The sequence below is a fragment of the Halomonas sp. KM072 genome (genome assembly GCF_050710315.1).
In the GTDB taxonomy this organism is placed as follows: Bacteria; Pseudomonadota; Gammaproteobacteria; order Pseudomonadales; family Halomonadaceae; genus Vreelandella; species Vreelandella hamiltonii.
The window spans coordinates 1019516-1033506 of the sequence record NZ_CP136132.1; the positions used below are offsets into that span (position 1 = coordinate 1019516).

At 61.8% G+C, this 13991-nt stretch carries 14 protein-coding genes; 11 read left to right on the forward strand and 3 right to left on the reverse strand.

Annotated elements, in window-relative coordinates:
* The first annotated feature begins 22 nt into the window (after positions 1-22).
* The 7 genes from nrdF (at position 23) to RVM26_RS04665 (ending at position 6177) form a co-directional block, all read left to right on the forward strand.
* Positions 23-994 carry a class 1b ribonucleoside-diphosphate reductase subunit beta gene (nrdF, locus tag RVM26_RS04635; protein ID WP_039177224.1) on the forward strand — a complete coding sequence of 324 codons (972 nt, stop codon included), beginning with the start codon at positions 23-25 and terminating at the stop codon, positions 992-994.
* A 218-nt stretch (positions 995-1212) separates the two neighbouring features.
* On the forward strand, positions 1213-1983 hold the full coding sequence (locus tag RVM26_RS04640) for a DUF3450 domain-containing protein (RefSeq protein ID WP_498941083.1): 771 nt from the start codon (positions 1213-1215) through the stop codon (positions 1981-1983).
* Positions 1983-3350: a MotA/TolQ/ExbB proton channel family protein gene (locus RVM26_RS04645; RefSeq protein WP_498941084.1), complete on the forward strand. Its 1368-nt coding sequence runs from the start codon at positions 1983-1985 to the stop codon at positions 3348-3350. The genes RVM26_RS04640 and RVM26_RS04645 overlap by 1 nt, the downstream gene beginning before the upstream one ends.
* Position 3351: 1 nt before the next feature.
* The gene (locus RVM26_RS04650; RefSeq protein ID WP_039177218.1) at positions 3352-3894 is read left to right on the forward strand and encodes a MotA/TolQ/ExbB proton channel family protein; all 543 of its coding nucleotides are present in this window, start codon (positions 3352-3354) and stop codon (positions 3892-3894) included.
* A complete protein-coding gene (locus tag RVM26_RS04655) occupies positions 3887-4294 on the forward strand; it encodes an ExbD/TolR family protein (RefSeq protein ID WP_498941087.1) in 408 nt (135 codons plus the stop codon). The genes RVM26_RS04650 and RVM26_RS04655 overlap by 8 nt, the downstream gene beginning before the upstream one ends.
* Complete coding sequence (locus RVM26_RS04660; RefSeq protein WP_498941088.1) at positions 4291-5058, forward strand: energy transducer TonB; 768 nt, start codon at positions 4291-4293, stop codon at positions 5056-5058. Before RVM26_RS04655 ends, RVM26_RS04660 begins: the two co-directional genes overlap by 4 nt.
* 18 nt (positions 5059-5076) lie before the next feature.
* The gene (locus tag RVM26_RS04665; RefSeq protein ID WP_498941090.1) at positions 5077-6177 is read left to right on the forward strand and encodes a hypothetical protein; all 1101 of its coding nucleotides are present in this window, start codon (positions 5077-5079) and stop codon (positions 6175-6177) included.
* A gap of 53 nt (positions 6178-6230) precedes the next feature.
* Here the strand turns inward: RVM26_RS04665 and xthA are convergent, their stop codons facing one another.
* Both xthA and RVM26_RS04675 read right to left on the reverse strand, forming a co-directional pair.
* Positions 6231-7058, reverse strand: coding sequence for an exodeoxyribonuclease III (gene xthA / locus RVM26_RS04670; RefSeq protein ID WP_039177208.1), 828 nt, complete (start codon positions 7056-7058; stop codon positions 6231-6233).
* Positions 7058-7306, reverse strand: a complete 249-nt coding sequence (locus RVM26_RS04675) for a hypothetical protein (RefSeq protein WP_016913576.1) — start codon at positions 7304-7306, stop codon at positions 7058-7060. The genes xthA and RVM26_RS04675 overlap by 1 nt, the downstream gene beginning before the upstream one ends.
* Before the next feature lie 146 nt (positions 7307-7452).
* Between RVM26_RS04675 and rhlB the strand changes: the two genes are divergently transcribed.
* Positions 7453-8727: an ATP-dependent RNA helicase RhlB gene (gene rhlB / locus RVM26_RS04680; RefSeq protein WP_039177199.1), complete on the forward strand. Its 1275-nt coding sequence runs from the start codon at positions 7453-7455 to the stop codon at positions 8725-8727.
* Between the two features lie 5 nt (positions 8728-8732).
* The gene (gene dinG / locus RVM26_RS04685) at positions 8733-10862 is read left to right on the forward strand and encodes an ATP-dependent DNA helicase DinG (protein ID WP_498941092.1); all 2130 of its coding nucleotides are present in this window, start codon (positions 8733-8735) and stop codon (positions 10860-10862) included.
* Positions 10863-10933: 71 nt separating this feature from the next.
* Here the strand turns inward: dinG and RVM26_RS04690 are convergent, their stop codons facing one another.
* Positions 10934-12007: a 3-deoxy-7-phosphoheptulonate synthase gene (locus RVM26_RS04690; protein ID WP_039177196.1), complete on the reverse strand. Its 1074-nt coding sequence runs from the start codon at positions 12005-12007 to the stop codon at positions 10934-10936.
* Positions 12008-12364: 357 nt separating this feature from the next.
* Between RVM26_RS04690 and rpoE the strand changes: the two genes are divergently transcribed.
* On the forward strand, positions 12365-12967 hold the full coding sequence (gene rpoE / locus RVM26_RS04695) for an RNA polymerase sigma factor RpoE (protein WP_039177195.1): 603 nt from the start codon (positions 12365-12367) through the stop codon (positions 12965-12967).
* 268 nt (positions 12968-13235) lie between these two features.
* Complete coding sequence (locus RVM26_RS04700; RefSeq protein ID WP_498941094.1) at positions 13236-13967, forward strand: sigma-E factor negative regulatory protein; 732 nt, start codon at positions 13236-13238, stop codon at positions 13965-13967.
* Positions 13968-13991: the final 24 nt, after the last annotated feature.

The window sequence follows — 13991 nt, forward strand, 5'->3', positions numbered from 1 at the left end:
TGACGTTTAGAAGAGAGCGCTGATGACAACGATGCAACGCCTGTCGCGGGTTAATGCGATCAACTGGAACCGTCTGCAGGACGATAAAGATCTGGAGGTGTGGAACCGCCTGACCAGCAACTTCTGGCTGCCGGAAAAAGTGCCGCTGTCCAACGACATTCAGTCGTGGAACACGCTGACTCAGCAGGAAAAGCAGCTGACCATCCGGGTCTTCACCGGCCTGACGCTGCTCGATACCATCCAGAGCAGCGTGGGTGCGCCGGTGCTGATGGAAGATGCGCGTACGCCCCACGAAGAAGCGGTGTATACCAACATTGCCTTCATGGAATCGGTGCATGCGCGCTCCTACAGCTCGATTTTCTCGACGCTGTGCGCGACCCGGGACGTGGACGATGCGTTCCGCTGGAGTGAGGAGAACCCGTCGCTCCAGCTGAAGTCCGAGCTGATCCTCAAGCGCTATCGCTCCGATGACCCGTTGATGCGCAAAGTGGCCAGCGTTTTCCTGGAGTCGTTCCTGTTCTACTCTGGCTTCTATCTGCCCATGTACTGGTCCAGCCATGCCAAGCTGACCAATACCGCTGACCTGATTCGTCTGATCATTCGTGACGAAGCGGTGCACGGTTACTACGTGGGCTACAAGTTCCAGCAGGCGCTGGCGGAGGCCACCCCGGAACGTCAGCAGGAAGTGAAGGATTATGCCTACGAGCTGCTGCTGGAGCTGTACGACAACGAAGTGCGCTACACCGAGTCGCTCTATGATGCGGTGGGCTTGACCGAAGACGTGAAGAAGTTCCTGCACTACAACGCCAACAAGGCGTTGATGAACCTCGGTTTCGAGCCGCTGTTCCCCAGCAGCGTCACGGACGTCGACCCGACGATCATGGCGGCGCTGTCCCCCAGCGCAGACGAGAACCACGACTTCTTCTCGGGGTCTGGCTCGTCCTACGTCATCGGCAAGGCCGTCGCTACCGAAGACGACGACTGGTCGTTCTGATCGGTCGATTAGTGTGCCACTCAGCGGGAGCCTCAGGGCTCCCGTTTTTTTATGGACGATGAAAAGATTTCGTTATTGAATGTTAATGATAAATATTGTCATTTCTTCTATTGATGGTAGGCTATGCACGCTAACGATTTAAACGCAAATCGTTCTTATATTTGGTGAGCCTTGGCGAGCTGGTGCAGATGCGCGCCGAGCAGTGATGGAGAGACGACGTGCTGAAAAGGCCTTTCTTTGCCTTGAGCGGATATTGGCTTGCTGGAATGCTGGCCAGTACATCGCTGATGGCGAGCGATGAAACGATGGATCAGGCGGCCCAGAGTGTCGAGGCCCAGCAAGTGCAATCTGAGCTGCAGCAGCAAATCGACAGGGCCGACGAAGCAACTCGAGAACAGTTGGAAGAACTGCGCCAACTGGAGCAGGAGACGCGGCAGATGAGCGCTTCCAATGCTGCCCTGAGCAGTCGCCTGGCCAGTGAGGCGGAGCGCCAGCAGCGGTTGGCCCAGGCGTTGGATACGCTGAGCGATACACGTGCTGCGCTGCCGGTCATCGAGCAGGATATGGCCGAACAGCTCACCCGATGGATCGAGTCGGATCTGCCTTTCCTGCGTGGCGAGCGTTTGGCACGGGTAGAAGGGGTAGAGGTATCCTCCCAGGAGAGCGCCGAACGGATTGCCGAGCTGCTCGAAGCCTGGCGTGCAGAGCTGGCATACGGCCGCCAGGTAGATAGCTGGCGGGGGCGTTTGCAACGCGACGGCGGGGCTCCTCGGGAAGTCGATTATCTGCGTATTGGGCGTATTGGCCTCTATTACCTGACGCCGGATGGCCGTGAGGGCGGCGTATGGGACCAGCAGCGCGGCGAATGGCTGGCGCTGGAAGAGCGTGCACGCCGAGAAGTGCGTAATGGCCTGCGTATTGCCGATGATCAGCGTACGCCTGAACTGCTGCAATTGCCGCTATCGATCACCGCCACAGGAGCGCCGTAATGAAACTATTCAGCTATCGGCGCGGCGTGCACAAGATGGCCTGCCTGCTGCTGGCCATGAGCGTTTGGGCGAGCGCCCCGGCCATCGCCCAAAGCAGTGATGTCACGACGCTACGTGATGCCCGCGAAGCAGCAGAGGCGCGAGACCAGGCGCGGCTGCAGTCGTTTCTGGAAGATCAGGACGCCCTGGCCGCGGCCCTGGAGGAAGCGCGCGCCGCGCACGCAGCCGCCGAGCAGGAGCAAGCTGCCCTGCAGGCGCAACAGCAAGAGCAGACCGAACAGGCCGAGGCTCTGGCTCAGCGTCAGGATGAGCAGGGGGAGGCCCTTGCGGCACTGTTGGCCGATCTGACACGGCACAGCGAGGAGTTGCGTAACGAATTGGGGGGTGAAAGCTGGCTGACGTTGACGCCTGACGCTTTGCCTCCGCGCCTCAACGACGTCGAGGTGCTGGAGCGTGAGCACCTGGAGAGCGTGGTAGACCGGCTGGCAGCCTTGACCATGAACACCGGGCAGGCCGAGCGTCTCGAGCTGCCCGTGGCAGACGGTGCGGGCGAGGTTGCGCCTCGTCAGGTGGTCCGTTTGGGGGATTTTGCCGCTTTCACGGAGTCGGCACTGCTCCGCAAAGGGCAGGATGACCAGAGCCTGGCCGAGCTGCCGCGTACGCCGTCGGAAATCCGCCGCCTGCTCGCCGCCTACCACCAAGGTGAGAGCCGTGAATTTGCCATCGACCCTACCCAGGGCAGCGTACTGCAGGCGTTGGCACAGCAGCCCAGTCTCTGGGAGCGTTTCCAGCAGGGGGGGTATGTCGGCTATGTGGTCGTGGTGCTGGGGGGTATCGGTCTGTTGGTGGCGCTGGCGCAATACCTCTATCTGCTGCTGGTGAGCGCACGGGTGCGTCGTCAACGCCGTCAGTTGGAACAGCCGCGAGCCGACAATCCGCTGGGCCGAGTGCTGCAGCGATTCAAGGACATGGACAAGCATCAAACGCCCGAAGCCCTCGAAGCCCGCCTGGATGAAGCGGTGCTGGCAGAGCTGCCGCGTATCGAGCGAGGCCAGCCCATCGTCAAACTGTTGGCCGCCATTGCGCCGCTGCTGGGCCTGTTGGGTACGGTGACGGGCATGATCGTCACCTTTCAGGCCATTACCGTGTTCGGTACCGGTGACCCGCAGCTCATGGCCGGGGGGATCAGTCAGGCGCTGGTGACGACGGTGTTGGGGCTGGTGACGGCGGTGCCGCTGCTGTTTGCACAAACGGCACTGTCCAGCCGAAGCCGGTTCATTACGCAAGTGATCGAAGGGGAGGCCAGTGCCACCCTGGCCGATCACCTGGAAGCGCAGTCTGCCCATCCCGGGCAAGCGGTGAACTGATATGCCGACGTTGCCCCTTTGGCTGGAGCCGGTGGAGCGGCTGTTGGACGCCGGTGGCGCGGTGCTGGTGGTGCTGGCGCTGGTGGCCGTGCTGGTGTTCGCCATGGCCATCGAACGCTGGTGGTACTACCGCATCAGCTGGCGACGTGCGCGGCGTCAGCTGGTGCACCGCTGGGCAGCACGTAGCGACCACCGCAGCTGGAGCGCACGGACGCTGCGTGATGTGTGGAGTGCGGCCCTGGTGGCCAAGCTGCGTCGGCCGCTGCCCTGGATCAAATTGCTGGTGGCGTTGTGCCCGCTGTTGGGTCTGCTGGGCACGGTCACCGGCATGATCACCGTGTTCGACAGCCTTTCCATGAGTGACACCCATCAGGCCAGAGCCATGGCCGATGGCGTGGCCCGAGCCACGCTACCCACATTGACAGGCATGGCCATTGCTGTGGTGGGCATGCTGTTTATCAGCCGTTTGGAGCACGTGATTCGCCGCGAAGACCAGCGTCTGCATGATCGCCTGGCACGTGCCCTGGAGGAAAATGATGCGTAGACGCCGTTCCATAGAGGCCGTCGAAGAGAGCAATGAAGTCAACCTGACCCCGATGCTGGATGTGGTCTTCATCATGCTGATCTTCTTTATCGTGACGACCAGCTTTATCAAGGAGAGTGGCGTAGAGATCGAGCGCCCGGAAGCGGCCGCCGCCACACAGCGTCCGGACGCCCAGGTGCTGATCGCGCTTACGCCGGAAGGAGCCGTCTGGGTGGATGGTCGTCCGGTCGATGCCCATCGCATCGGTCAGGAAGTGGCCGGCATGCTCAGTGGCGATGGCTCGGTGGTCATCCAGGCCGATAGAGCGTCCACCACTGGACTGCTGATCGAAGTGATGGATCGCCTGCAGCAGGCAGGTGTAGAGCAAGTGGCGGTGGCGGCTAGTCGGAGTGCGCCATGATACGCCACGGGTTCTCGCTGCTGGCTGGTGCTGCGCTGGCGATGGGGCTGTTCTGGATGCTGGCGCTGCTGGTGGCACCGCCGGAGCGCAGCGTCGACGAACCAGTCATGTCCATGGCCATGACCATGGTGGAAGCGCCTGAGCAGGCTGCCGAGCCGGAAGCGCCGCCGCCAGAGCCTGCCCAGGCGGCTCCTGCAGCTCCCCCTCCTGCACCAGCGCCTGCCCCTGCGCCGGTCGCGACGAGTCAGATTGTGCTGCCCGATCTGGCTTTGCCGGATGCACCGGTAGAGCCGCTGGAGTTGGAGAGTGAACTGCCGGAGCTGACCGAGGCAAGGCCAGAGCCGACGCCACAGCCACGTCCGGAGCCGCAGCCTGCGCCAGAACCCACGCCGGAGCCTGCCGCAGAGCCTGCGTCGCGCTCCGAGCCATCCACGGCACTCGCGACGGCCGAGCGTGAAGCGGCGCCTGCGGCAGAGCCCGCACCTTCCAATGAGCCGATGAGTGTCGGGCAGGTGGCGCCCACGAGTCGCGTCACTCCCACGTACCCCACCCGTGCCCAGCGGCGTGGCATGGAGGGTTTTGTCGAGGTGGAGTTCGTCATTCGGCGTGACGGCAGCGTCGATAGCGGAACGATTCGCGTCGTCAACGCCCAGCCGCGCCGCATGTTCGAGCAGGCGGCGGAGGAGGCCATTGCGCGCTGGCAATTCGAGCCGAGTCAGCAGCTGCGTCGTGCCACTCAGCGCATCGAATTTCAGTTGCGGTAAGCCCGTCGAGGGAGCGTTATGCAGCGTTTATTGGCAATGGCAGTGCTCTACGTGTGGAGCACTGTGGCGGTGGCGGATGTGCCACTGAGTGAAGATATCATTCTCGACCTGAACGGATTGCAGAGTCAGCTGGCGGCGCTGTCAGGCGCGGGTGAAGAGGATGAGTCGTTGGACGCGATCCTGAGTCGCGCGCGCGCCCAGGCCACCAGACTGGCCTCGGGCAATCGAGCCGATCAGTGGGCCAGCGCGCTATATCACCAATTGGCGGCCAGTGCGCTGGTGCGTCAAGAGGCGCCCGAGGCGGCAGCGGATGAGCTGGCCAGTGCCCGCCAGCGTACCAGCGTGCCGAACAGTCAGCGGCTGCGCTGGTTACGTGACGAAGCCTCCCTGCGCCGCGCGGCAGGTCAGCGCTCTCAGGCCATCGAGCTTTACGCGCAGTGGCTCGGCGAGTCGGCGGGCCATGAGCGCTACCTTGAGTCGGTTTGGGCGTTGGTGCGCCTATTGGCAGAAGAGGAGCGCTGGGAAGAGGCCCTCGAATGGCTCACCCCTCAGTTGGCGCCGGGCAGAGAGCTGAGTGATGCCCAGCAGGCGCTGGTCAACGTCGTGTTGCGCCATGCAGGCGAAGGCGAGCAGGCGCTGGCCTGGTTGCTGGAGAGCCTGAGCGAGCGCAGCAGCGCCGAAGAGTGGCGTCAGGCGGCTGGATTGGCGCAGCAGGCGGGACTGCTGGGCGCTGCTGCCGGTGTCTGGGAAGCGGCCTGGCAGATGGGCAAGTTCACTGCACCCGAGGATCGTTTGACCCTGATTCGGCTGCACCTGGCAGGCGGCACGCCAGCGCGTGCCGGTGAGCATCTGGAGGCAGCGCTGGAAGCAGGGGAGCTGCCTGATGATGAAGAGACGCTGCGCCTGCGAGCCACGGCCTGGCAGCAGGCCCGGCATGTCGAGCATGCCCTGAACGCTTGGCAGGCGCTGGCTGAAACCACTCGGGCGGCTGACGATTGGCGCCAGTATGGTCAGTTGGCCTACGCGTGGGGCAATGAGTCGCTGGCGAAAGAGGCGCTCTTGCGAGCGGCGGAGCTGGGCGACGAACAGGCCGAGCAGTGGCTTGGCTATTTCGATTGAGGGGGCTCAGGGGCTGAGCCGTGCCGCCCGAGTGGGCGGCAGCCAAGGAGCGGTCAGTCTGCCAGGGTCAGGGAAAAGTCGCTCCAGGTGGGCGCGTGATCCGAAGGTCGTTCCATGGCACGCAGGGGATAGTCGATACCTGCATCGGTGACTCGCTGTGCCAAGGGAGGCGAGACAAGGATGTAGTCGATGCGCAGCCCGCGCTTGGGTTCCTGGTCAAAGCCCTTCGAGCGGTAGTCGAACCAGCTGAACCATTCGCTGTTGTCGGGGTGGCAGAGCCGATAGCTGTCGCTGAGCCCCCACGCCTTGATGCCTGCCAGCCACTCCCGCTCGATGGGTTGAAAGCTGGCCTTGCCATCACGCAGCCAGCGCTTTCGGTTGGCTTCCCCAATGCCGATGTCCTGGTCTTCGGGTGAAATGTTGAAGTCACCCATGACGGCCAGATGCTCTTCCGAGGAGTGCTGCGTGGCCAGCAGATTGGCCAACTGCTGGTAAAAGCGCTCCTTGTGCGGAAATTTGGTGGGGTGATCGACGTTTTCGCCCTGGGGGAAGTAACCGTTCCACACGGTGACCGGCTGGCCGTCGGTGGTCAGCAGGCGCACGCCGATCATGCGTCGCTGGGCATCTTCCTCATCATCAGGAAAGCCGTAGAAGACCTGCTGAGGTTTCTGTCGGCAGAGCAAGGCCACACCGTAGTGGCCCTTTTGGCCATAATGAAAGGTGTGGTACCCCATGGCTTCCACGTCGGCCAAGGGAAACTCGCTATCCTGCACCTTGATTTCCTGCAGGCCGATCACATCAGGGCGATGGGTGTCGATGAGCGCTTGAAGCTGATGCAGCCTTGCCCGGATACCGTTGATATTGAAAGACACCAGACGCATCAGGAGGGCTCTCCCGAAGAGGAGTCGCTCCCCTTGTCAGGGTGGATGGCAATGTTCTGGCCACTTTGCTGGCGTGCCAGCTTGCGCACTGCCTGCAGTTTGCGCTGTTGCTGTTTCTTGGCCACGAAACGGCGTGATGAGGTCACCTGATCCGGGTTTTCATGGCGCCACTTTTTGTAATCCTTGCGGCGACCGGTGCGGATCGTCACCTTGTCTGCCAGTGAACGAGTCTTTTTCTTACGCGTCATCGTCGCGCTCCTTGGGTTAATTTATGCCTCATTCTAACAGGCAAGAGCGCTCCTTCGACAGCAGAGCGCGCTCTTATCGCCAAGCCCTGCTACAATGCGCGATTCGTGATGCCTAACCTCCACAGCAATGGACAGATACACAGCCTATGAGCGAGTCGGAACAGATCACAGCATCGGACCAGAACCGCAAGCCTAAACGCCGTCGTCGCAAGCCGCGTCGTCGTCAGTCGAACTGGGATCTTCGTCAGTTTCAGGTGCCCGCCGTTGCCGGCAAGTGGCGCTTCCATGACTTTGATCTGCCGCTGCCCTTGATGCGCGCTATTCATGCCCAAGGCTATGAATACTGCACTCCCATTCAGGCAGAGGCGCTACGCCACACGCTGTTGGGTGGCGACATTGTGGGCAAGGCCCAGACGGGTACTGGCAAGACCGCTGCCTTCCTGATTTCAGTGCTGGCCTACTTCCTGGAAGAGCCCGCGCCGGACGGTCAGAAGCCGGGGGCTCCCCGTGCGCTGATCATCGCCCCCACCCGCGAACTGGCGCTGCAGATCGAAAAAGACGCCAAGGCGCTCGCCCGCTTCACGTCGCTGAACGTGGCCAGCGTGGTCGGTGGCATGGATTACCAGAAACAGCGTGAGAGCCTCGGCAAGAAGCTCGATATTTTGGTGGCCACGCCTGGCCGTCTGCTCGACTTCCATCAGAAGCGCGATATCGACCTGTCCGAAACCGAAGTGCTGGTGCTCGATGAAGCGGATCGCATGCTTTCCATGGGGTTCATCCCGGATGTGAAGCGCATCATCCGCTATACCCCCAAGAAAGAGGAGCGTCAGACGTTCCTGTTTTCGGCCACCTTCACCGACGACATTCTCAATCTGGCCAGCCAGTGGACGCAGGAACCGGCCCATGTCGAGATCGAAGTCACGGTAGAGAATCAGGCCGATATCGACCAGCGCGTATACCTGGTGTCGGATGACGACAAGCAGCGCCTGTTGGTCAAGCTGCTGGAGCAGGAGAGCTTCGAACGGGTCATGGTGTTCGGCAACCGTCGGGATCTGGTACGCAAACTCGATGACCTGCTGAAAAAGGCAGGCGTGAGTGCCGCCATGCTGTCGGGTGACGTGCCCCAGAATCAGCGGATCAAGACGCTGGAAAGCTTCCGCGAAGGCGAGATCCAGGTGCTGGTGGCCACCGATGTGGCCGGTCGTGGCATCCATATCGAAGACGTCAGCCACGTGATCAACTACACCCTGCCGGAAGACCCGGAAGACTACGTGCACCGTATTGGCCGCACCGGTCGTGCCGGTGCCAAAGGGGTATCGATCAGCTTCGTGGGTGAAGAAGACGCCTTCTCGCTGCCGGAAATCGAGCGCTACATCAACGGCAAGCTGCCCTGCGAGCATCCGCCGGAAGGCATGCTGTAACGCACATGCTGGATAACGCGCTCAAGGCCGATATTCAGCAAGCGTACCGTAACGTGGTGGAGCAGTTAGCGCTGACCCCACGCTACGGTCAGCGGCTGATGATTGCCGAGATTGCCCGCACCCTGGGCGATATTCAGTGCGACAGCGATGGCAAGCGCACCAGCGACAGCCACGTCTGTGTGCTGGAAGCCGGTACCGGCACGGGCAAGACGCTGGCGTATCTGATTGCAGGCTTGCCCATTGCCAAGGCGAAGGGCAAGCGGCTGATCGTGTCCACGGCCACGGTGGCTCTGCAAGAGCAGGTGTTGCATCAGGACCTGCCCTCGCTGGCTGAGCACAGTGGCATCGCCTTTCGCTACGCGCTGGCCAAAGGGCGCGGGCGCTATGTGTGCGTGGCGCGGCTGGACCAGGCCCTTGAGGGCAGTGAGTCGAACCCGACCATGTCGCTGTTCGAGCACTCCCTGCAAAGCGATAGCAGCGACTATCAGGTGCTTGCCAGCGACCTTGCCGATGCCTATGGCAAAGGCGAGTGGCAGGGTGACCGTGATACCTGGCCTGACACCATCGATGATGCCCACTGGCGTCAGCTCACCGTCGATCACCGCCAGTGTACCGGGCGCCGCTGCGGCCATTTCGGTGCTTGCGCCTTCTTCCGCTCGCGCCGTGAGCTGGAAGATGCCGATGTCATCGTGGCCAACCACGATCTGGTACTGGCGGACCTGGCCCTGGGGGGCGGCGCCATTCTGCCGGACCCTGCCGACTGTATCTTCATCTTCGACGAAGGCCATCACCTGCCGGACAAGGCGCTGTCGCACTTTGCCCACCGCTTCGCGGTGCATGGCTGTCTGCGCTGGCTCAAGACCCTGCGCAGCAGCTTGACCGATCTTCACCAGGGGCTGGCGGTTCAGCCCATCGTGGCCCGGCTGCTGGCCAGCCTGCCTGAAGTGCTGCATGGCTTGGAGCCTGCCCTGGGGGACGTGTTCAGCCTAGGGCACCAGCTGGCCGGGCGCGAGCAGGGGCTGGCGGATGAAGAGCCCAGCCACCAGCAGCGTTTCGAGAAGGGCGAGGTGCCGGAAGCGCTGCGCGAGCAGGCGCGGCAGCTGCTGGTGATGTTTGCCACGCTATCGCGCAGCCTGGAAAGCATTGCCGATATTCTGCGTGAGAGCCTGGACCCGGACAAGCAGACGGGGCTGGACCGCGATCAGGCCGAAGCCTGGCTACCGCTGGTGGCGCTGCTGCATGGTCGCGCCCTGGAAGCCCACGCGCTCTGGCAGGCGTTCAGCGAGCAGGACCCGCCCAATGCGCCGCCCTGGGCGCGCTGGATCACGTTGAGTCGTGTGGCCGGGGAGCCCGAAATCGAGTTCTCCGCCAGCCCTGTCTCGGCGGCGCACACGCTGGCCAAGCATTTGTGGGGGCGCTGCCATGGTGCGGTGGTCACCTCCGCCACCTTGACGGCACTGGGGCGCTTCGAACGTATTCAGGAGCGCGCTGGCCTGGCCAGTCGCTATCGGTACCAGGCGCTGCCCAGCCCCTTCGATTATGCCAACGCGGTGCTGCGCGTGCCCGCGGAAGCCACGGACCCCAGCGACCGAGAGGCCCATGAGCGTGCCATCGTGCGCTGTGTCTCCCAGTTGGGGGGGGATGAAGCGGTGCTGGTGCTGTTTTCGTCCCGGGCCCAGCTCAGGGCGGTGGAAAAAGTGCTGCCAGCGGCCTTGAAAGAGCGCCTGTTGGCGCAGGATGCGCTGCCCAAGCGGGAGTTGATCGAACGGCATCGTGCTGCGGTCGATAGCGGCAAGGGGAGCATCATCTTCGGCTTGGCCAGCTTTGCAGAAGGCATCGACCTGCCTGGGGATTACCTGACTCATGTAGTCATCACTCGGTTACCCTTTGCGGTGCCCGATGACCCGGTGGGTGCCACGTTGGCCGAGTGGATCGAAAGCCAGGGCGGCAACTCTTTCATGCGTATCAGCGTGCCCGATGCTTCCATCAAGCTGGTGCAGGCCTGTGGTCGGTTGATCCGCAAGGAGAATGACCGGGGCGTGATCACGTTGCTGGACCGCCGCGTGATCACGCGGCGCTACGGTCAGGCGCTGCTGGATGCCTTGCCGCCCTTCAGGCGTGACATTCAGGCCTGAACTCGGCAGCGGGTGATGCTCATGAAAAACGCCCCGCCAGAGGGATCTGGCGGGGCGTCGACAGGTTGGCTTCAGGCAATACGTTTGGCCAGCACCGGAGCAAGCTTTTCGTTCATGCGCGTAAAGGTTTCGACGGTCGTGTCCCAGTCGATACAAGCGTCGGTGATCGAGACGCCGTACTGCAGTTGACTCAGGTCGGCGGGCACTTTCTGGGCACCCCAGCCAATGTTGGACTCGACCATCAGGCCGATGATGGAGCGGTTGCCTTCCAGAATCTGGTTGGTCACGTTTTCCAGTACCAAGGGCTGCAGGGCCGGGTCCTTGTTGGAGTTGGCGTGGGAACAGTCGATCATGATGTTGGCCGACAGCTTGGCCTTGCTCAGCTCTTTTTCGGCCAGCGCGACGCTGACGCTGTCGTAGTTGGGCTTGCCGTTGCCGCCGCGCAGTACCACGTGGCCATAAGCGTTGCCCCGGGTACGGATGATGGCGACTTGGCCGGCCTGGTTGATGCCCAGGAAGTTATGCGGGTTGGCGACCGACTGCAGGGCATTGATGGCGACATCCAGGCTGCCGTCGGTGCCGTTCTTGAAGCCGACCGGGCAGGAGAGGCCTGAGGCCATCTCGCGATGGGTTTGTGATTCGGTGGTACGGGCGCCAATGGCTGACCAGCTGATGCAGTCCTGCAGGTACTGTGGCGAGATCGGGTCCAGCGCTTCCGTGGCCAGGGGCAAGCCCATTTCGGCCAGGTCGACCAGCAGTTTACGGGCGATGTGCAGGCCTTCGTCGATTTCGAACGAGTCGTTCAGGTGGGGGTCGTTGATCAGTCCTTTCCAGCCCACGGTGGTGCGCGGCTTTTCGAAATAGACGCGCATCACGATGTACAGGCTATCGCTCACCTTGTCGGCCAGCGCGCGAAGGCGGCGGGCGTAATCCAGTGCGGCATCCACGTCGTGGATGGAGCAGGGGCCCACGACCACCAGCAGGCGCGGGTCGTTGCCATCCAGGATGTTCTGAATGACGCGACGGCCTTCCACAACGGAGCGCTCGGCGGCTTCGGTGAGGGGAATGGCCGACTTCAGAGCGTCGGGGGTGGTGAGAACATCCTGAGCGAGGACGTTGAGATTGCTAACCTGTTGATCAGACATCTTGCTACCTGTACATGCGCGATGGGCGAAAAGTGGTTACTACTATGGCGCGTCACGGTGGTAAAAATCAATTGTTACGGAACTTTGCATTAAGGAAAAATGTCAGCCACAGGGTTTCAAGAAAGGGGGTAAGCGCTTGATGCGCTGCTAAGAACGCGTAACATTGGATGACATTGGCGTTATGCCACCAAACGCCCTCCAGAACAGGTGAGCCACCAGGCCTCATGGGCCTCGAGCTCTCCATGACGATTAACCAATGCCCAAGGGACACTATGCTGCTTGCTGTGAAGGCCCGATCAACAGGGCGACAAGAATATGAAGCGGCCGGTGTGACACCGGCGCGGAAGGAGCGTGTGAATGGGCACTCGTGAAACGGACCAGCAGTTGGTTGAGCGTGCCCAGAAAGGCGATACACGCGCTTTCGATCTTTTGGTTAAGAAGTATCAGCACAAGATCATTGGCTTGATAGGACGCTACGTGCACGACCACGCCGAAGTGCAGGATGTGGCGCAGGAAGCCTTCATCAAGGCGTACCGTGCGTTGGGCAAGTTTCGTGCAGAAAGTGCTTTCTATACCTGGATGTACCGGATCGCCATCAATACGGCGAAGAACCACCTGGTATCCAGAGGGCGTCGTCCACCCGGCAGTGACCTGGATATCGTCGATGCCGAAATCGTCGATCAAAGCGGCCGCTTGGCCGACTCCGAGTCTCCCGAAGCTTCCATCGCGCGGGACCAGTTGGAAGCCGCTGTGTTCGAAGCCATCGAGCGCTTGCCGGATGACCTGCGCACGGCCATTACCCTGCGGGAGCTGGATGGGTTGGCCTACGAGGACATCGCGCAAATCATGCAGTGCCCGGTGGGTACGGTGCGTTCGCGTATTTTTCGTGCCAGGGAGGCGGTAGACGAGCATATCCGCCCGTTGGTCACCACGGCGCGCAACAGCCGTGAAGAGCCCTGAGCGTTGGGCCGCTGCCTGCGCATGGACACAAACATTTACGTTTTTACTTTTTTTGTGAACTGTCTGGCGAGTCAGGCGTCATAAGGGCTGCTAGCGTTATTGAGTTGAGCTGCCGAGCAGCCCAATCATGTTGCCTGCCAACTTGGCAATGGCGTTGTGCAGACGGTGATAGATAACCTGAGTCTTGGCCTGTGAGGTTTTGCGGCTAAAACACGCACTAGCCGTGTTGTCGTGAAGCTTCTTCCAACACAGTGTGAGGGTGTGAAGTATGAGTCAAAACACACGGGAGTCACTTTCCGCATTGATGGACGGTGAAAGTGATGAGCTGGAACTTCGCCGAGTGTTGAAATCACTACCTGACGACGCCGACGCGGCAGAGACTTGGCGCCGCTATCATCTGGCGCGCAGCATGATGCAGCGTGAGCGCGAAGTAGATGTCAGCGTCGACCTTTCGGCAGGCATCATGGCTCGACTGCATGACGAGCCGGTACCGATCACCGAGCCGGTCACGGCGGCGAATCATCGTACGGGTGGCATCTCGTTTGCCCGCGGTACTGGCGTGGCAGCGGCCGTATCACTGATGGTGATTACGGGCGTACAGTTCTTCAATAGCGGTACAGGGTCGAGCGGCCAGCCTGATGGCAACATTGCCGTTCAGCCCGGCGCTGGAGTGGGTGCGCAGGTACAACCGGTCAGTTTGTCTGGTGCCCAGACGGGAGCCTTGGCAGCCTCCGATATGCCGATGTTCGAGCCCACGCCGTTCCGGATCAATGGGCAGGCAGGCAATAGCGGCTTGATGAACGTCAGCGAAGCCGGTTTCGCGGCTCCGTCTGCGCCGCAAAGCGTCATGGCTCAGCAGCCAACGTCCATCGATATCGATCAACTGCGCCTGTTGCAGTCCTATCTGGAGCAGCACGCTCAAGGCGCCGCCAGTGGCGGTGGTGACAGCTGGATGCCGCTGATGCGTTCCTCGGTCACTGAGCCGTTGGGCCAACGTTGATGGCGGACAGGGTAGTCTGAGCAT